The following is a 19,340-nucleotide window of genomic DNA, read 5'->3' on the forward strand; positions in this document are numbered from 1 at the left end:
CCCCGCCCTTCTCCCTGGAGGAACCCATGGCAGCATCCGTCCGGCATCTGATCTCCATCGACGACCTGTCCGACGCCGATCTGTCCGCGCTGGTCGCCCGGGGCGCCGCGTTCTCCGCCGGTACGGCGGGCCGCCCCGCCCCGCTGGACGGGGACATCGTCGGCGTCTACTTCAGCAAGACCTCCACCCGCACCCGGACCGCCTTCTCCAGCGGCGCCCTGCGGCTGGGCGCGCGGATCGTGTCGTACGGGCCCGGCGACCTCCAGTTGAACACCGGGGAGACCAGCGAGGACACCGGGCGGGTGATGTCCCGGATGCTGGAGGTGCTGGTGGCGCGGACGGCGGGTGACCCGGCGGAGATGCGGGCCTGGGCCGCGCAGGACCGGATGGCCGTGATCAACGCGATGAGCGCGGAGGAGCACCCCACCCAGGCGCTCACCGATCTGACCACCCTGTACCGGCACTTCGGCCGGGTCGAGGGCCTGCGGGTGCTGTACGTCGGCGAGGGCAACAACACCGCCGCCGCGCTCGCCCTCGCCCTGACCCGCTTCCCCGGCGCCGAGCTGGAGCTGCGCACCCCGCCCGGCTACGGGCTGGCCGCCGCCTACCGGGAGCGGGCCGCGGCGCAGGCCGGGCGGTACGGGTCGGTGTTCCGGGAGCGGCACGACATGGCGGACCTGCCCGCGGGGCTCGACGCCGTCTACACCACCCGCTGGCAGACCACCGGCACCAGCAAGCCCGACCCGCACTGGCGGTCGGTGTTCGCCCCGTTCCAGGTGACGGCCGCACTGTGGGAGAGCAGCCCGAAGGCGGTGTTCCTGCACGATCTGCCCGCCCACCGGGGCGACGAGGTGACCGCCGAGGTGCTGGACGGTCCGGCGAGCATCGCCTTCGAGCAGGCGGAGAACAAGATGCACTCCGCGATGGCGGTCCTGGAGTGGTGCCGGGCATGACGGTCGCCGAGGGCGCCGCCCCCGGGGCGCCGCCCGCCCCGCCGGACGGCCCGCTGCGCCGCAACCGCGACTTCCTGCTGCTGTGGTCGGGGGCGAGTCTGTCGTTCCTGGCGGCGCGGGTCACCACCGTCGCCTATCCGCTGATCGTGCTCTGGCACACCGGGTCGCCGCTGGCGATGTCGGTGGTGTCCACGGCCGCGCTGCTGCCGCTGCTGCTGGTGCAGTTGCCGGCCGGGGCGCTGGTGGACCGGGTCGACCGGCGGCGGCTGATGCTGTGGTGCGAGGGCGGGCGGGCGGCGGTGGTGGGCAGTGTGGCGCTGGCGCTGGCGGCCGGGCGGATGACGGTGGCGCATCTGGCCGCCGCCGCGTTCGCGGAGGCGTCCCTCGCCGTGTTCTACCGGCTCGCCGAGCGGGGCGCCGTCCGCAATCTGGTGCATCCGGCGCATCTGCCGGCCGCGCTCGCGCAGAACGAGGCGCGGGGGCGGGCCGCCGGGCTGCTCGGCCAGCCGGGCGGGGTGCTGCTCCAGGCGGCGGCCCGCTGGCTGCCGTTCGGGGCGGGCGCGGTCGGGTATCTGCTGTCGGGGCTGTCGCTGCTGCTGATCCGGAAGGACTTCCAGGAGCGGCGGCCCGCGAAGGGCGGTGCCGCCCGGCTGCGGCGGGAGGTCGCCGAGGGCATGCGCTGGCTGTGGCGGCAGCGGTTCCTGCGGTCCGCGCTGGGCTATGTCGCCGTGACCAATGTGCTGTTCCAGATGCTGTCGCTGGCGCTGATCCTGCGGATCAAGGAGGCCGGGCTGCCGTCGGCGACGCTCGCCGTGGTGGTCGGCCTCGGCGGTGTCGGCGGTCTGCTGGGCGCGCTGGCCGGCGGCCGGATCCACCACCGGCTGCGGCAGCGCACCCTGCTGATCGCCGGGGCCGTGGCCTGGGCGGCGCTGATCGGCGCGATGAGCCTGACGGGTGTGCCGGTGCACCTGGGGGCGCTGTACGCGGGCACCGGGTTCGTCGGGGCGGTGTTCAACGTGGCCGCCGCCGTCCACCAGATCCGGGTCACCCCGGACGCCCTCCAGGGCCGGGTCGCCGCCACCGCCGGACTGATCGCGTCCGGCACCAACGCGCTCGGCTCGTTCTGCGGCGGACTGCTGCTGGCCGCGTTCGGGGCACTGCCGACCGTCCGGGGCATCGCGGTCGCGATGGCGGTCCTGGCGGTGGCGGCGGCACTGGCACCCGACCTGAAAGAGGAGCACGCCGACGACCCGGCCGGACCCGCTACGAAAGCACACCGATGACGTCCGCCCGCCCCCGAACCGAAACCCCTTCCACGACACCCCGGCCCCACACGAGAGAGCGTCCTCAACACCCCCCGCCCCGAAACGAGAGAGCCCCGATGACACCACCGGACCCGAGAGGAGAGCGCGCCGATGACACCACCACCCCCGTCCCTCCCTCCCGCTGACGACCCCTGGCTCCGGGTCCACCCCCCGGCGTCCGGCGGCCCGCCCCGGCTGCGGCTGGTGTGCTTCCCGCACGCCGGGGGCAACGCCCAGCTCTTCAGCAACTGGCCGCACCATCTGCCCGCCGATGTCGAACTCCTCGCGGTGCGCTACCCGGGCCGCCAGGAACGGCTGGCCGAACCCTGCGCCGAGGACATGGACACCCTCGCCGACGCCGTCACCGCCGCCCTGCTGCCCCGACTGGACCGGCCGCTCGCCCTGTTCGGGCACAGCATGGGCGCCTCCGTCGCCTATGAGACCGCGCTGCGCCTGGAGCAGCGGCACGGGGTGGTCCCGCGACGGCTGTTCGTCTCGGCCCGCTCCGCCCCGCACCGCGCCCGCCCCACCGGACTGCATCTGCGCGACGACGACACCCTGATCGCCGGGGTCCGGCGGCTCGGCTCCCTGGGCTCCGAGGTCTACGACATCCCGGAACTGCGCGAACTGCTGCTGCCCGCGCTGCGTGCCGACTACCGGCTGATCGAGGGCTACCGCCCCGCCGCGCCCCCGCTGCCGACCCGGGCCCCGATCACCGCCTGCCTGGGCGAGCAGGACCCCGGCTGCGACCGGGACGGCGTCCTCGCCTGGTCCGAACTGACCGGCGCCGGGGACTTCACGCTGCGCGCCTACCCGGGCGACCACTTCTACCTCGCGGACCGCGAGGCGGACCTGGTGACCGACATCACCGAAGCCCTCACCTCGCACGCCCTCACCACCAACACCCTGGGAGACCCGCCCCGATGACACAGACCGACATCTGGACCCCGCTGGAGATCGAGACCGAGGGCCTGGGCAGCGCCAATGAACTCGTGGACCGGCTCACGGCGATGGGCCCCGAGGCGCTGACCCGGCTGCTCACCGAGGAGAAGGCGCTGGTGTTCCGCGGCTTCGAGGTCACCCCGGAGCAGTTGGACGGCGTCCTGGACCTGCTGCTGCCCCACCGGCTGGCCTATGTGCACGGCAACTCGCCCCGCACCAAGGTCGGCAGCAATGTCTACACCTCCACGGAGTATCCGCAGGAATACACCATCTCGATGCACAACGAGATGAGCTACGCCCATGCCTGGCCCGCCCGGCTCGCCTTCTACTGCCAGGTCCAGCCGGGCGGCGGCGGGGCGACCCCGGTGGTGGACGCGGCGCTGTGGCTGGCGTCGCTGGACGCGGAGGTGCGGGAGGCGTTCGCGGGCGGGGTGCGCTATGTGCAGAACCTGCACGAGGGGTACGGCTTCGGCAAGAGCTGGCAGGACACCTTCGAGACCACCAGCCGCGAGGAGGTGGAGGCGTTCCTCGCCCCGACCGGCGCCACCTGGGAGTGGCGGGCGGACGGGACACTGCGGGTCACCGCGCTGCGCCCGGCCACCACCCGGCACCCGGTGACCGGGACGGAGGTCTGGTTCAACCAGGCCGACCAGTGGCACCCGGGCGGCCTCGGCGACGACACCGCGACCGCGCTCGCGCAGATCCTGCCCGAGGACGAACTCCCCCAGAACGTCACCTTCGCCGACGGCAGCCCCATCCCCGCCGAGTACGTCCTCCAGATCCGCGACCGGGGTCTGGAGCACGCCGTCGACGTCGACTGGCGCACCGGCGATCTGCTGCTGATCGACAACGTCCTCCTCGGCCACGGCCGCCGCCCCTTCACCGGCGACCGCCGGGTCCTGGTCGCCATGTCGGACTGAGGCGGCGATGAGCGAGGCGAGGGCGTACGGGCGGCTGCGGGAGCGGACCAACGCGGTGGACGTCTGGCACGGCCGCACCCCCAGCCCGCCCGGACCCGACGACCGGTCCCCGGACCCGTCGGCGCCGGGCCCGCCGACGCCGGACGCACCGGACCCGGACCCGCTGTCACCGGACCCGCTGTCACCGGCCGAGGCGCGCAGGGCGCGGCGGCTGCCCGAACCGGCCGCGACCCGGTACGCCGCCGCCCACCGGGCGATGCGCCGGGTGCTGGCCGGATATCTGGGGGTGCCCGCGCCCGCCCTGGAGTTCGGGCGGCATCCCTGTCCGCGCTGCGCGCACCCGGAGCACGGCCGCCCCCGGCTCGTCCGGCCGGTCACGGACCTGGAGTTCAGCCTGTCCCGGTCCGGCCCGTACTGGGCGCTCGCGGTGACGGCGGGGCGGCCGGTGGGCGTGGACATCGAGACGGGCCGCGCCCTGGACACCACCCCGGCGGCGCACTACGCGCTGGGCGCCGCCGAGGCGGCCCACGTCCTCGCCGCCGCCGAGCCCGCGCACGCCTTCCTGCGCTGCTGGACCCGGAAGGAGGCGGTGGTCAAGGCGGTCGGCACGGGCATCGTCACCGCACTGCGCGCCATCGACGTCCACCCCGCCGACCCCGGTCCGGTCCGGGTCGTCGTCCCGCCCGGGTCCGGCGCCTGGCTGGTGCGGGACCTCCGGCCGGCCGACGGGGTGTTCGCGGCGCTGGCCCACCCGGCCGCCGGTGCGCCCGGACCGGTCGCCGTCCGCCCGTACCCGGGGCCCGCGGCCCCTCCACCGAGCACTCACGAGAGGTGACGGTCCCATGACCGCGATCGAGTACACCGCAGCACCGGGCACCCCGGTGCTCGACCACATCCGCGCCCACCGCGACAAGCTCCGCACGGTCCTCGCCGAGCGCGGCGCGCTCCTGCTGCGCGGCTTCGACGTCGGGGGCGTCGACGGTCTGGACGCGGCGGTACGGGCCTTCTCCGGCAGCGAGCCGCTGACGTACGCCGAGCGTTCCTCGCCGCGCTCCACCATCAAGGGCCAGGTCTACACCTCCACCGACTACCCGGCGGACGAGGAGATCTTCCTGCACAACGAGAACTCCTACCAGGCCGTCTGGCCCCGGACGCTGTACTTCTACTGCATCGAGCCCGCCCTCACCCGGGGCGCGACCCCGCTCGCCGACATCCGCGCGGTGCGCCGGGAGATCCATCCGGCGGTGCGGGAGGAGTTCGCCCGGCGCGGCGGCTGGCGGGTGGTGCGCAACTTCCACGCCGACTTCGGGGTGCCCTGGCAGGAGACCTTCGGCACGACGGACCGGGACGCGGTGGTGGCGTACTGCCGGGGCAGGGGCATCACCGCCGAGTGGCGGCCGGACGGCGGGCTGCGCACCGTGACGACCCGCCCGGTGACCCGCGTCCACCCGGTCTCGGGCGAGGAGGTGTGGTTCAACCACGCCACCTTCTGGCACATCACCTCACTGGCCCCCGAGGTCCGCGAGGGCCTGCGGGAGATCTTCGCCGACGAGGACCTCCCCACCAACACCTACTACGGCGACGGCGGCCCGATCGCCGACGAGACCGTGGCCCATCTGCGCGCCGCCTACCGGACGGCGACCACCCGCTTCGACTGGCAGCGCGACGACCTCCTCGTCGTCGACAACATGCTCGCCGCCCACGGCCGCGAGCCCTTCACCGGCCCCCGGAGGATCGCCGTGGCCATGGCCGAACCATGGGACGGCTGACCCCGGGCGCCCCCCACGTCCCCCTGCGCCACAACCGCCCCTTCCTCCTCCTGTGGTCCGGTGCCGCGCTCTCGCTGCTCGGCAGCCGGGTCACCGGGGTGGCGTATCCGCTGGTCGTGCTCTGGCACACCGGGGACCCGCTGGTGATGTCGGCGGTGTCGTTCGCCGCGCTGCTGCCGCTGCTGCTGGTGCAGTTGCCGGCCGGGGTGCTGGTGGACCGGGTCGACCGGCGGCGGCTGATGCTGGGGTGCGAGGCGGCGCGGGCGGTGGCGCTGGCCGGGGTGGTGGCCGTGCTGGCGGCGGGCCGCTTCTCGGCGGTGCTGCTGGCCGCCGTCGCCTTCCTGGAGACGTCCCTCGCCGTGGTGTACCGGCTCGCGGAGCGCGGCGCGGTCCGCAACGTGGTCCCCGCGGAGCAGCTCGCCACCGCCCTGTCCCGCAACGAGGCCCGGGGCCGCGCCGCCGTCCTGCTGGGCCAGCCCGGCGGGGTGCTGCTCCAGAGCGCCGCCCGCTGGGCCCCGTTCCTGTTCTCGGCGCTCGCCGGGCTGGCCTCGCTGGCGGCGCTGCTGCTGATCCGGGGCCGCTTCCAGGAGCGGCGCACCGCACCGCCGGGCTCGCCGCGCGCCGAACTCGCCGAGGGGCTGCGCTGGCTGTGGCGGCAGCGGTTCCTGCGGGCCGCGCTCGGCTTCGTCGCGGGCGGCAATCTGCTGCTCCAGATCCTGCCGCTGGCCCTGTACGTCCTGGTCGAGGAGGAGGGGCGGGCGCGGAGCGCGGTCGCGGTGATCGTCGCGGCGGGCGGCGCGGGCGGCATCGCCGGGGCGCTCGGCGGGACCTGGTGGCTGCGCCGGATCACCCTGCGCACGGTCCTGATCGGCGGGCTGGCCCACTGGGCGGTGCTGATCGGCGCGATGGTGACGACCTCCCACCCCCTCGCCCTGGGCGCCCTGTTCGCCGGGTGCGGCTATCTCACCGGGGTGTTCGGGGTCGCCGCCGCCGTCCAGCAGATCCGGACCACGCCGGACGCCCTCCAGGGCCGGGTCGCGGCCACCTCCCAGCTCGTCGCCACCGGCGCCAACGTCCTCGGCGTCCTCGTCGGCGGCCTGGCCCTCGACGCGTTCGGCGCGACCCCGGTGTTCGGGCTGCTCGGCGCGGCGATGGCGGTGCTGGCCGCCGCCGCGGCGGCCACCCCGGCCCTCCACGACGACCCCGCGCCGCCCCCGCGCCCCCGCGCCCCCACCGACACCCCGCCGAAGGAGACCGACGATGGCCGCCAGCGCACCCCGTGACCCGGACGGCCTCCGCGCCGAACTCCTGCGCCGCCGCCTCTCCGGCACCGCCCCCGCCGCCGCCCGCCCCGACGCCCCCGCCCGGGTCCGCCGCGACGGCCCGCTGCCGCTGTCGACCGGGCAGCGCCAGATGTGGTTCCTGCACCAACTGGACCCCACCAGCACCGAGTACCTCGTCCCCCTCACCCTGCGCCTGACCGGCCCCCTCGACGTGCCCGCCCTGACCCGCGCCTGGGGCCTCGTCCACGCGCACCACGAGATCCTGCGCACCCGCTACCGCTGGCAGGACCCCGAGCCGGTCCAGATCGTCGACCCGCCCGGCCCGGCCGCCCCCCTGCCCGTCGAGGACCTCGGGCACCTCCCGCCCCCCGACCGCGAACCGGCGGCCCGCGCCCGGATCGCGGACCTCGCCGGGCGCCCCTTCGACCTGGAGCGGGACCACCCGATCCGCGGTCTGCTGCTGCGCCTGGCCCCCGACGAGCACCTTCTGCTGGTGACCGTCCATCACATCGCCTGCGACGCCTGGTCGGCGCAGCTCTTCGCCGAGGAGATCAGCGCCCGCTACTCCTCCGGCCCCGGCGACGACCCCGGGCCGCCGCCCCTCCAGTACGCCGACTACGCGGCCTGGGAGCGGACCCTGCTCGACGGCCCCGCCGGGCGCCGCAACCTCGCCCACTGGCGCCGGGCACTCGACGGCCTGCCCCCACTGGACCTGCCCACCGACCGGCCCCGGCCCGCCGTCCGCGACCACCGGGGCGGCGCGGTCCTCGCCACCCTGCCGACCCCCCTCACCGACGCCGTCCGGGCGCTGGCCGCCCGGCACACCACGACGCCGTTCACCGTGCTGCTCGCCGCGTTCCAGACGCTGCTGGCCCGGTACACCGGCCAGGACGACATCCCCGTCGGCACCCTGCTGTCCACCCGCAACCGGCCCGAGTGGCAGCGTCTGTTCGGGTACGGCGTCACCGGTCTCGTGCTGCGCGGGCGCCTCGGCGGCGACCCGGCCTTCGCCGAGCTGCTCACCGCCACCCGCGCGAGCGTCCTGGACGCCTTCGAGCACCAGGACGTGTCCTTCCCGCGGCTCGTCGCGGAGCTGGAGCCGGAGCGGGACCGCTCGCGCACCCCGCTCTTCCAGGTGCTGTTCACCCTGCGTACCGAGTCCGCCGACGCCTACCGGCTGCCCGGCGTCACCATGACCCCCGTGCCCGCCGCCGCGCCCCCGGCCCGCTTCGATCTCTCCCTGGTGCTCAACGAGGCCCGCGACGGCACCCTCGCCGCCCGCCTGGAGTACGCCACCGCCCTCTTCGACCGCCCGACCGCCGAACGGCTCCTGGACCACTACGTCCGGCTGCTCGCCTCGGCCGTGGCCCGCCCCGCGACCCCGCTGTCCCGCCTCGGCCTGCTCGGCGACCGGGAGCGGGCCGCCCTGCTGGCCGCCGCCGGACCGCGCAGGCCCGGCCGCCCGGTCGCCCGGCGCCTGCACGAACTCTTCGAGGAGCAGGTCCGCCGCACCCCGCACGCCCCGGCCGTCACCGCCGGCCCCGAGACCCTCACCTACGCCGAGCTGAACGCCCGCGCCAACCGCGTCGCCCACCGCCTGATCGCCCGGGGCGCCGGCCCGGACCGGCTCGTCGGCCTCTGCCTGGAGCGGGACGGCACCCTGCTGCCCGCCCTGCTCGGCGTCCTGAAGTCCGGTGCCGCGTACGTCCCGCTGGACCCGGCGCACCCGCCGGAGCGGCTGGCCCGTCTGCTGACCGACACCGGGGCGCGGACGGTACTGACCACGACGGCCCTCAAGAACCGGCTCCCCCCGGACCCCGACCTGCTGCTCCTGGACCACGACGACCGCAAGGACCCCGATACCGACCCCACCGCCCCTGGCGACCCCCACCACCTCGCCTACACCCTGCACACCTCCGGCTCCACCGGCCGCCCCAAGGGCGTCGCCGTCACCCACGCCAATGTGGTCCGGCTCCTGGAGCAGGCGCGGGGCCCGCTGGGGTACGGGCCGGACGACGTGTGGTCGCTGTTCCACTCGTACGCGTTCGACGTGTCCGTGTTCGAGATGTGGGGGGCGCTGCTGCACGGGGGGCGGCTGGTGGTCGTCCCGGCGGCCGTGGCCCGCGCGCCCGAGGACTTCCTCGCGCTGCTCGCCGCCGAGGGCGTCACCGTCCTCTCCCAGACCCCGTCCGCCTTCCGCGGCCTGACCGCCGCCCTCGGCGACCACGCACTGCGGGTCCGGGCGGTGCTCTTCGCGGGCGAGCGGCTGGACCCGGGCGACCTGCGGCCCTGGACCGAACGCGCCGACCGCAGGGAACCGGGCGCGGTGGCCTTCGTGAACCTGTACGGCATCACCGAGACCACCGTCCACACCACCCACCACCGCCTCACCCCCGCCGACCTGGCCCCCGGCGCGGGCAGTGTCGTCGGGCGTCCGCTGGACGACACCGCCGTGCATCTGCTGGACCGGCACGGCGCCCCGGTGCCGTTCGGGGTGCCCGGTGAGATCCATGTGGGCGGGCCGGGGGTGGCCCGCGGTTATCTGCACCGGCCCGCGGCGACCGCCGAACGGTTCGTGCCCGACCCCTTCGGCCCGCCCGGCGCCCGCCTCTACCGCAGCGGCGACCTGGCCCGCCGACGGCCGGACGGGCAACTGGAGTTCCTCGGCCGCACCGACGACCAGGTCAAGATCCGCGGCCACCGGGTCGAACCCGGCGAGATCGCGAACGCCCTCACCGCCCACCCCGCCGTGCGCGCGGCGGCCGTCGTCGCCCGCGAGGGGCGGCTGATCGCGTACGCCGTCCCCGTGGACCGGGAGCGGGCCCCGGCCCCCGGTGAGCTGCGGGCCCGGCTCGCGGCCTCGCTGCCCGCGCACCTGGTCCCGGCGGCCGTGGTCCTGCTGGACGCCCTGCCGCTGACCGCCCACGGCAAGCTCGACCGGCACGCGCTGCCCGCACCCGGCCGGGAGGACCTGGGCACCGGCGCCGGGTTCGTCGCCCCGCGCACCCCGGCCGAGGAGCGGATCGCGGCGGTGTGGCGGACGGTGCTCGGCACGGACCGGGTCGGCGTGGAGGACGGCTTCTTCGACGCCGGGGGCGATTCCATCCGGGCCGTCGCCCTGGTGGGCGCCCTGCGCGCGGCCGGGTTCGACCTCGCCGTACGGGACGTCTTCGACCACCGCACGGTCGCCGCGCTGGCGGCGCTGGCGGCGGGCCGGGACCGGGCGGTCGTCACGGCGCCGGTACGGCCCTTCGCGCTGCTCTCCGCCGCCGACCGGGCCCGACTGCCGGAGGGCCTGGCCGACGCGTATCCGATGACGCAGGCCCAGATCGGCATGACCGTCGACCGGATCGCCCACGGCGACGGAGCCGACGGCCTCGGGGGCGGGGGCCTCGGGGGCGGGGGCCTCGGGGGCGGCGGAGGCAAAGAGGGCGGAGGCGCCGGAGGCGGAGGCGGAGGCGGAGGCCACTACCAGAACACGGCCTCCACCCGGATGCGCGACGGCATCCCCCTCGACCCGGACGCCCTGCGCCGGGCCGCCGCGCTGCTGGCCGCCCGCCACGATGTCCTGCGCACCTCCTTCGACCTCACCACCTGCTCCCTCCCGGTGCAGCTCGTCCACCCGGCCGCCGAGATCCCGCTGACCGTGCGGGACCTGCGCGGACTCGGCGCCGAGGAGATCACCGCCGACCTGGACGCCTTCCACACCGCCGAGCGGGCCCGGCCCCTCGACCTCACCGCGCCCCCGCTGCTGCGGCTCACCGCCCATCGCGCGGACGGCGGCGCCTGGTGGCTGTCGGTCACCGAGTTCCACGGCATCGTGGAGGGCTGGAGCTACCACTCCCTGATCCGGGAACTCCTGGCCTGCTACACCGCGTTGTGCGCGGGCCGCGCCCCCGCCCCGTACACCCCGCCCGCCGTCCGGTTCGCCGACGCGGTGGCGGGGGAGCGGCGGGCCCTCGAGAGCCCCGCCGACCGGGCGTACTGGGCGCGGATCCTGGACGGGCCCCCGGCGTTCTCGCTGCCCGGGGGCTGGGGCGATCCCGAGGGGCCGGTGGAGCACTTCTGGGTGTCGGTGCCCTTCGCCGATCTGGAGGACCGGCTGCGCGCCCTGGCCACCGCGTCCGGCGCCGCCCTGAAGAGCGTGCTGGTCGCGGCCCACGGCAAGGTGCTCGCCGCGCTCACCCCGCACCCGGCGTTCACCGCCGGGGTCGTGGTGCACACCCGGCCCGAGACGGCCGACGCCGACCGCGTGTACGGCATGCACCTCAACACCGTGCCGTTCGTCTTCGACGGCACCGCCCGCACCTGGCGGGACCTGGTCGCCCGCGCCTTCGCCCACGAGGCGGCGCTGTGGCCGCACCGGCGCTTCCCGCTGCCGGAGATGCAGCGCCTGGCGGGCGGGCGGCGCCCGGTGAACGTCCTGCTGAACCATGTCGACTTCGGCCGGCTGGAGAGCGCGGCCGTCGACCCGGACAGCGTCCGCGCCCCCGGCACCACCGAGTTCGATCTCGCCGTCACCACCGTCTCCCGGCGCATCGGCCTGAAGACCAGCACCCGGTTCCTCACCCGCGACCGGGCGGCCCGGGTGGCGGCCCTGTACCGCGCGGTGCTGGAGGCGATGGCCACCGACCCCGACGGCCCCGCCCACCTCTCCCCCGTCCCGCCCGCCGAACGCCACCGCGAACTGGTCACCTGGAACACCCCCGCCGCACCGGCCGCGGCCCTCCCCTCCGTCCTCGAACTCTTCGAGCGGCGGGCCGCCGCGACCCCCGGCGCGACCGCCGTGCGCACCGAGCGGGGCCCCGTCCTCACCTACGCCGCCCTCGACGCCCGCGCCAACCGGCTCGCCCACTGGCTGCGCGGGCGCGGGGTGCGGGCGGAATCCCGGGTCGCGGTCCGCCTGGACCGGGGCCCGGACCTGATCGCCGCGCTGCTCGCGGTGGGGAAGGCGGGGGGCGCCCATGTCCCGCTCGACCCGTCCCACCCCGCCGACCGGACGTCCCTGATCACCCGGGCGGCGGGCGCCGCGCTCCTCCTGGACGCCACCACCCTCCCGCCCGACGACACCCTCACCGCCCTCCCGGCCACCCCGCCCGACCGGGCCCCCGACGACCCCGACCGCCTCGCCTACGTCATCTTCACCTCCGGCTCCACCGGCACCCCCAAGGGCGTCGAGATCACCCACCGCGGCCTCGCGAACCACATCGCCTGGGCCGCCCGGGAACTGGCCTCCCGGGGAACCGGCGGCGCCCCCCTCTTCTCCTCCGTCGCCTACGACCTCGTCGTCCCCAACCTCTGGGCCCCCCTGGTCACCGGACAGCCCGTGCACACCGTCCCCGCCGGGGTCGACCTGGCCGACCTGGGCAGCGCCCTGGCCGCCGGATCCCCGTACAGCTTCGTCAAGCTCACCCCCCGTCATCTGGACCTGCTGGCAGATCAGTTGACGCCGGAGCAGGCCGCCGCGCTGGCCCCGGTGCTGGTCGTCGCGGGCGAGCCGTTCACCCGGGCCACCCTGGACCGCTGGCGGGCCCTCGCCCCGCGGACCCGACTGATCAACGAGTACGGCCCGACGGAGGCGTCGGTGGGCGCGAGCGTCCACGAGGTACCGGCGACGGCCCCCGCCGACGCGGCCCCCGCCGGGACGCTGCCGATCGGCCTCCCCCTCCCCGGCACCACCCTCTACGTTCTGGACGCCGCCCTGGAGCCGGTCCCGGCCGGTGTGCCGGGGGAGTTGTACATCGGCGGCACCGGCATCGCCCGCGGCTACACCGGCGACCCCGCCCGCACTGCCGACCGCTTCCCGCCCGACCCGCACACCACCGTCCCCGGCGCCCGCCTCTACCGCACCGGCGACCTGGTGCGCCGCCGCGCGGACGGGCACCTGGAGTTCCTGGGCCGCCTGGACGACCAGAGCAAGATCCGCGGCTTCCGCGTCGAACCCGGCGAGGTCCGGGCCGTGCTGCTGGCCCACCCGGCGGTCCGGGACGCGTTCGTCGCCGTGGACCGCCCCGAGGGCGCGGACGCCCGTCTGATCGCGCACTGCGTGACCGACCCCGCCCAGGTGCCCGGCCTCGCCGCGCACTGCCGTCGGCTGCTGCCCGGCCACCTGGTCCCGGCCGCGTTCACCACCCTGGACGCCCTGCCCCTCAACGCCAACGGCAAGATCGACCGCCGCGCCCTGCCCGCGCCCACCGCCACCGGCCCCGACCTCCATGTCCCGCCCCGCCCCGGCGCCGAGGAGCGGATCGCCGCCGTCTGGCGCCGGGTGCTGGAGCGCGACCGGGTCGGCGCCCGGGACAGCTTCTTCGACCTGGGCGGCGACTCCCTGCGGGCGGTCACCCTGGTCGGCGCCCTGCGCGAGGACGGCTTCGACCTCGCTGTCCGCGATGTCTTCGACCGGCGCACGGTCGCCGCGCTCGCCGCCCTCGCCGGGGAGCGGGCACCGGCCGCCGCGCCCGAGACGGTGGCGCCGTTCGCGCTGCTCGGCGCCGAGGACCGGGAGCGGCTGCCGGACGGGCTGACGGACGCCTACCCGATGTCCCGGACGCAGACCGGGATGGTGGTGGAGATGCTGGCCGACGACCGACTGCGCCGCTATCTCGGGGTCACCTCCTACCGGGTGCGCGACGAGCGGCCGTTCGAGCCGTCCGCGCTGCGCGCCGCCGCCCGCGCGGTGGTCCGGCGGCACGAGGCGCTGCGCACCTCCTTCGACCTGGAGTCCTGCTCGGTGCCGGTGCAGCGGGTGCATCCCGAGGCCGGGATCCCGGTGTCCGTGCACCCCGCCGAGGACCCGGACACCCTGAGCGAGACCCTGCGCGCCTTCCAGGCCGCCGAGCGGGCCCGCCCGTTCACCCTCGGCGCCCCGCCGCTGCTGCGGCTGGCCGCGCACCCGGAGCGCGGGGGCGGCGGCTGGTGGCTGTCGCTGGTGCGCTGCCACGCGATCACCGAGGGCTGGAGCCTCGCCAACCTGCTGATGGAGCTGCTGACCTGCTACCGCCGGGCCCGCGACGGCGAGGACCTCACCGACGGGGAAGAGCCGCGGCCCGCCGTCCGGTACGCCGACTTCATCGCCGCCGAGCAGCGCTCCCTGGCCTCGGCGGCGGACCGGGCGTACTGGGCCGGGATCGTCGCCGACCACCCCCCGTTCGTGCTGCCCGAGGGCTGGGGCGTGCCCCGGGGGACACCGGAGGAGGAGCGGCGGGTCCGGGTGCGGCTGCCGATCGGCGATCTGGAGGAGCGGCTGCGGACGGTCGCGAGCCGGGCCCGCGCCTCGCTGAAGAGCGTGCTGCTGGCCGCCCATCTGACCGTGCTGAGCGGGCTGACCGGCGCCCGCTCCTTCACCACCGGGCTGGTCTGCGACGCCCGCCCGGAGCTGACCGGCGCGGACCGGGTGCACGGCATGTACCTCAACACCGTGCCCTTCGCCCACGACCGGGCCCAGGCGCGGGGGAGCTGGCTGGAGCTGATCGGGTCGGTGTTCGACCGGGAGGTGGCGCTGTGGCCGCACCGGCGGCTGCCGATGCCGGAGATCCAGCGCCGGGCGGGCGGCGCCCGGCTGGTCACCGTCTCCTTCAACCACCTCGACTTCCGCCAGGTCGACCGGGAACTGGTGGATGTGGCGCCGACCCTCGCGGAGGGCGGCACGGAGTTCGATCTCGCCGTCACCACCCTGGCCGGACATCTCGCCCTCAGCAGCCGCTCCGGCGTCCTCACCGAGGCCTCCGTACGGCGGATCGGCGCGATGTACCGGCAGGTGCTGACGGCGATGGCCGACGACCCGGAGGGACCGGCCGGCACCCAGGACTTCCTGCCGCCCGGGGAACGCGCCCTGCTGGACGCGCTCGGCACCCCCGCCCCCGCCCCCGGCGGCACGACCCTCCCCGCCCGTATCGCGGCCCGCGCCGCCGCCACCCCGGACGCCCCCGCCGTCATCCAGGGCACCACCACCGTCACCTACGCCCAGCTCACCGCCCGCACCGCCCATCTGGCCCGCCACCTCCGCGCCCGGGGCGTCACCACCGGCACCCCCGTGGCCGTCCTCCTGGACCGCGAACCCGCCCTGGTGGCCGCGCTGCTGGCGATCTGGCGGGCGGGCGGCACCCATGTCCCCCTGGACCCGGCGCTCCCCCGCGAACGCCTCGCCCTCCTCCTCACCGACGCCGCCGCCCCCTTCCTCCTCACCCGGCGGGACACGGTCCCCCCGGCCCTGGACCACCCGGGGACGCTGTATCTGGACGACGTGCCGGCGGACTCGGGGGAGGGGGAGGACACCGGTGCGGAGCCGCACCACCCCACTCACCCCCTCCACCTCGCCTACCTCGTCCACACCTCCGGCTCCACCGGCCGCCCCAAGGGCGTCCAGATCACCCATCGGGGCCTCGCCCACCGGGTCGACTGGGCGATCCGCGCCCAGGGCCTCGGCCCCGAGGACCGTGTCCTGCACAAGACCTCCGCCGGTTTCGACGCGGCGGCCTGGGAGCTGTTCGCCCCGCTGGCCTGCGGCGGCACGGTGGTGCTGGCGCCGCCCGGCGCCGAACGCGACCCCGCCGCCCTGCTGCGCTCGGTCGCCGACCAGCGGGTGACCGTCCTCCAGGTGGTGCCGTCGGTGCTGCGGCTGCTGACCGGGGCGGACGGCTGGCAGCGCTGCGGGTCCCTGCGGCTGCTGGCCTCGGCGGGCGAGCAGCTCGACGGCGGACTCGCCGCCCGGGTCCGGGAACTGGCCCCGGCCGTGGACCTGTGGAACACCTACGGCCCCACCGAGTGCGCGATCGACGCCACCGCCCATCGCGTCCCGCCCGGTACGGGCCCCGGCCCGGTGCCGATCGGCCGCCCCCTCCCGCACGCCTCGGCCCGGGTCCTGGACGCCGGGCTGCGCCCGGTGCCGCCCGGGGTGACCGGTGAGCTGTACCTCGGGGGCGCCGGGCTGGCCCAGGGCTACGCGGGCCGCCCCGGCCTCACCGCCGGCCGTTTCGTCCCCGACCCCCACGGCCCGCCCGGCGCCCGCCTCTACCGCACCGGCGACCTGGCCGTCGTGGGCCCCGGCGACGGGCTGCTGCGGTACGTCGGGCGGGTGGACGACGAGGTGAAGGTGAACGGGGTGCGGGTGGCCCCCGCGGAGACCCGTGCCGCGCTGCTGGCCCGGCCCGGGGTACGGGACGCCCTGGTCGTCCCCTGGCGGGACGGACGCGGCGAACAGCGCCTGGTGGCCTACGTGGTGACGCACGGCCCCCGGCCCCCGAGGGACGAGCCCCACCCCGCAACCGGCCCTCTCCGCACCACCCCGGACCAGCCCCGCCCGATGGCCGACGGACCCCACCCCGCGACCGGCCGCCCCCACCCCGTACCGGACCAGCCCCACCCCGTAGCCGACCATCCCCACCCCACCCCGGACACCCTGCGCCACCATCTCGCCGCCACCCTCCCCGCCGCCTTCGTACCGGCCCGGATCGTGGCCGTGGACCGGATCCCGCTCACCGCGCACGGCAAACCCGACCGGGCCGCCCTCCCGGCCCCCGACCCGGGCGGGGACCGCCCCCACCGGGCCCCCGCCACCCCCGTCGAGCGGGCCATCGCCGAGATCTGGTCCCGGGTGCTCGGCCTGGAGCGGGTCGGCGCGGACGACGGCTTCTTCGCCTACGGCGGTGACTCCCTGCTGGTCGTCCGGGTGATCGGCGCGGCCCGCCGCAGGGGCCTGCCGCTGACCCTGCGGATGCTCCACGAGTACGACACGCTGTCCGCCCTCGCGGCGGCCGTCGACTCGCTGATGACGACGGAAGGACAGCGCATGACCCCCGACACCCCGCCCGCCCCGCCCTCTCCCGGTCGGCGCCCCGTGCCCCTGCCCGCCTCCTTCACCGCCGACCTGACCCGTCTGATGGCCGCCCACCGCGTCCCCGGCGTGGCCGTCGCCCTGCTGCGGGACGGGGCGCCGCCCCTGCTGACGGCCCTCGGGACGACCGCCGCCGACCGCCCCGACCCGGTCACCGCGCACACCCCCTTCCAGGTCGCCTCGGTCAGCAAGCACGTCACGATGCTGGCCGTGCTCCGCCTGGTCGCCGACGGGGTCCTCAATCTGGACGCCGACATCCACCGCTATCTGACGACCTGGCGGGTCCCGGGCGGCGCCCCGATCACCCTGCGCGAGCTGGTCAGCCACCAGTCGGGCCTGAGCCATGTCGCCCCGACCAGCCATCTGCCCACCGAGCCGATGCCGACGATCCCCGAGATCCTCGCCGGCCGCCCGCCCGCCCCCGACGCCCCGGTCCGCGCCGAGCACCCGGCCGGCCGCGTCTTCAGAAAGACCAACATCAATTTCTCGGTCCTCGAACAGCTCCTCACCGATGTCACCGGCGAGCCCTTCGGGGCGCTGATGGCCCGTCTGGTCCTGGATCCCCTGGGCCTGGCCGACAGCACCTTCGACCAGGACCACCCGGCGACCGCCCCGCACCCGGTGGCGGTGGGCCACGACCCGTCCGGCGCCCCGATCCCGGGCCGCTGGCGGGTCCGCAGCGAGGTCGCGGCGGGCGGACTGTGGTCGAGCGCCGCCGATCTCGCCACGGTGGCCCGGGAGATCCGCCGCGCCCACCGCGGCGAACCCGGCGCCCTGATCCCCCGCCCCCTGGCCCAGCAGATGCTGACGGTCTGGCACCCCGGCAGCTTCTACGGCCTGGGCACGGTCGTGGACACCACGGGCGGCGACCTGGAGTACGGGCACGGCGGCCGGACGGTCGGCTACCGGGTCGGCACCTTCACCCGGGCGGGCAGCGGCGAGGGCCTGATCGTCCTCACCAACTCCGAGAACGGCAAGCACATCAACACCTTCGTCGCCGACACCGTCCGCCGGGCGGGCGGCGGGCTCGGGGACGGCGAGATGATCGCCGACTGGGCGCGCGCCGACGACGAGCCCGTGGAGCGCGCCCGATGAGCGCCCGGCACACCGCCCTGGACCGGGCGGCGGGCCGGCGCCCGGACGACGAGGCCACCGCGGTGCTGGTGCGCGCCGAGTCCCCGCGGGGGCGCTGGTCGGCGGCGCGCGGGGTCGCCGACCCGGCCACCGGCGAACCGGTCACCGAGCACCACCGGTTCCGGATCGGCGGGCTGACCAAGACCTTCGTGGCGACGGTCGTGCTGTCGCTGGCCGAGGAGGGCCTCCTCGCCCTGGACGAACCGGCCGCCCGCCATCTGCCCGGCACGCTCCCGCCCGAGGTGACCGTCCGCCACCTCCTGGACCACACCAGCGGCCTGGCCGACGACAGCGATGTCCGCCACCACGACACGCCCTGGTTCCTCCGCCACCGCCGGGACACCTTCACCCCGGCCGAGCTGATCGCCCTCGCCCTGCGCGAGCCCCTCGCCTTCCGCCCCGGCACCGGCCAGCAGATCACCCGCGCCAACTATGTGCTGGCCGGGATGCTGATCGAGGCGGTGACCGGACGCCCCTACGCCCGCGAGATCGAGGACCGGATCCTCGTCCCCCTGTCCCTCACCGCCACCTCCCTGCCCGGCACCGACCCCGCCCTGCCGGGCCCGTGCGTCCGGGGCCACGAGCAGGGCACCGATGTCACCGAGCAGAGCCCGACCCTGCACGGCGCGGCGGGCGAGATGATCTCGTCCGTGCCCGATCTGGACCGCTTCCTGGTGGCCCTGTTCGGCGGCGAACTCCTCCCCGCGAAGAGCCTCGCCCCCATGTTCCGCGTCCCGGACGTGCCCTACGCCCGCGGTGGACGCGCCTTCTGCGGCGCGGGCCTGGACAGCCTCCGCCTCCCCGGCGGCGCCACGGTGTGGGGGATGGCGGGCGTGGTGCACGGCTATGTCTGCGGGATGGGCGCCCACCGCGACCCGGCCCGCCGGGTGGTCTATCTGCTGGCCCCCCGCACCCGGGGCACGACCCGCCTCCCGGCGACGGCGGAGGCCCTGCTGAGGGCGGCGCTGGGGACGACTGGACCGCGGACGCGGTGAACCCGGCGGCGAGAACGCGGCTCAGGCGTTCCCGCCGCCGGTCCCCGCGCCGCGGGACGGGGGTCTCGGCGCGGCGCGGAGAGGCGTCGGACGGAACGGGGGATGAACCGCCGACGCCGGACCAGGGGGGTCAGATCAGAGGGCCGCCGCAGACCGGAGAACCCGGCGAGAGAGCGGCCCCGCAGACCCGAGAACCCGGCGAGAGAGC

The 19,340-nt window shown here is 76.4% G+C and carries 9 protein-coding genes; all 9 read left to right on the forward strand.

Annotated elements, in window-relative coordinates:
* The first annotated feature begins 26 nt into the window (after positions 1–26).
* The 9 genes from AB0O01_RS25355 to AB0O01_RS25395 all read left to right on the forward strand — a co-directional run bounded on the left by AB0O01_RS25355 (position 27) and on the right by AB0O01_RS25395 (position 19,132).
* A complete protein-coding gene (locus tag AB0O01_RS25355; protein WP_365316768.1) occupies positions 27–953 on the forward strand; it encodes an ornithine carbamoyltransferase in 927 nt (308 codons plus the stop codon).
* Entirely contained in the window at positions 950–2,236 is a 1,287-nt protein-coding gene (locus AB0O01_RS25360; RefSeq protein ID WP_365316769.1) for an MFS transporter, read from the forward strand. The genes AB0O01_RS25355 and AB0O01_RS25360 overlap by 4 nt, the downstream gene beginning before the upstream one ends.
* Before the next feature lie 132 nt (positions 2,237–2,368).
* Complete coding sequence (locus AB0O01_RS25365) at positions 2,369–3,184, forward strand: alpha/beta fold hydrolase (protein ID WP_365316771.1); 816 nt, start codon at positions 2,369–2,371, stop codon at positions 3,182–3,184.
* Positions 3,181–4,119, forward strand: coding sequence for a TauD/TfdA family dioxygenase (locus AB0O01_RS25370; RefSeq protein WP_365316773.1), 939 nt, complete (start codon positions 3,181–3,183; stop codon positions 4,117–4,119). The genes AB0O01_RS25365 and AB0O01_RS25370 overlap by 4 nt, the downstream gene beginning before the upstream one ends.
* A gap of 7 nt (positions 4,120–4,126) precedes the next feature.
* On the forward strand, positions 4,127–4,954 hold the full coding sequence (locus AB0O01_RS25375) for a 4'-phosphopantetheinyl transferase superfamily protein (RefSeq protein WP_365316775.1): 828 nt from the start codon (positions 4,127–4,129) through the stop codon (positions 4,952–4,954).
* A 7-nt stretch (positions 4,955–4,961) separates the two neighbouring features.
* Complete coding sequence (locus AB0O01_RS25380) at positions 4,962–5,888, forward strand: TauD/TfdA family dioxygenase (RefSeq protein WP_365316777.1); 927 nt, start codon at positions 4,962–4,964, stop codon at positions 5,886–5,888.
* A complete protein-coding gene (locus AB0O01_RS25385; RefSeq protein WP_365316778.1) occupies positions 5,876–7,171 on the forward strand; it encodes an MFS transporter in 1,296 nt (431 codons plus the stop codon). The genes AB0O01_RS25380 and AB0O01_RS25385 overlap by 13 nt, the downstream gene beginning before the upstream one ends.
* Positions 7,149–18,098, forward strand: coding sequence for an amino acid adenylation domain-containing protein (locus AB0O01_RS25390; RefSeq protein ID WP_365316779.1), 10,950 nt, complete (start codon positions 7,149–7,151; stop codon positions 18,096–18,098). Before AB0O01_RS25385 ends, AB0O01_RS25390 begins: the two co-directional genes overlap by 23 nt.
* Positions 18,095–19,132, forward strand: coding sequence for a serine hydrolase domain-containing protein (locus tag AB0O01_RS25395; protein WP_365316781.1), 1,038 nt, complete (start codon positions 18,095–18,097; stop codon positions 19,130–19,132). The genes AB0O01_RS25390 and AB0O01_RS25395 overlap by 4 nt, the downstream gene beginning before the upstream one ends.
* The last annotated feature ends 208 nt before the right edge of the window (positions 19,133–19,340 follow it).

The sequence above is a fragment of the Streptomyces sp. NPDC093252 genome (genome assembly GCF_040683675.1).
In the GTDB taxonomy this organism is placed as follows: domain Bacteria; phylum Actinomycetota; class Actinomycetes; order Streptomycetales; family Streptomycetaceae; genus Streptomyces.

Coding starts and splice junctions, on each gene's coding strand:
- AB0O01_RS25375 (WP_365316775.1), top strand. CDS start 4,127: ATGAGCGAGGCGAGGGCGTACGGGCGGCTGCGGGAGCGGACCAACGCG.
- AB0O01_RS25355 (WP_365316768.1), top strand. CDS start 27: ATGGCAGCATCCGTCCGGCATCTGATCTCCATCGACGACCTGTCCGAC.
- AB0O01_RS25360 (WP_365316769.1), top strand. CDS start 950: ATGACGGTCGCCGAGGGCGCCGCCCCCGGGGCGCCGCCCGCCCCGCCG.
- AB0O01_RS25395 (WP_365316781.1), top strand. CDS start 18,095: ATGAGCGCCCGGCACACCGCCCTGGACCGGGCGGCGGGCCGGCGCCCG.
- AB0O01_RS25365 (WP_365316771.1), top strand. CDS start 2,369: ATGACACCACCACCCCCGTCCCTCCCTCCCGCTGACGACCCCTGGCTC.
- AB0O01_RS25370 (WP_365316773.1), top strand. CDS start 3,181: ATGACACAGACCGACATCTGGACCCCGCTGGAGATCGAGACCGAGGGC.
- AB0O01_RS25390 (WP_365316779.1), top strand. CDS start 7,149: ATGGCCGCCAGCGCACCCCGTGACCCGGACGGCCTCCGCGCCGAACTC.
- AB0O01_RS25385 (WP_365316778.1), top strand. CDS start 5,876: ATGGGACGGCTGACCCCGGGCGCCCCCCACGTCCCCCTGCGCCACAAC.
- AB0O01_RS25380 (WP_365316777.1), top strand. CDS start 4,962: ATGACCGCGATCGAGTACACCGCAGCACCGGGCACCCCGGTGCTCGAC.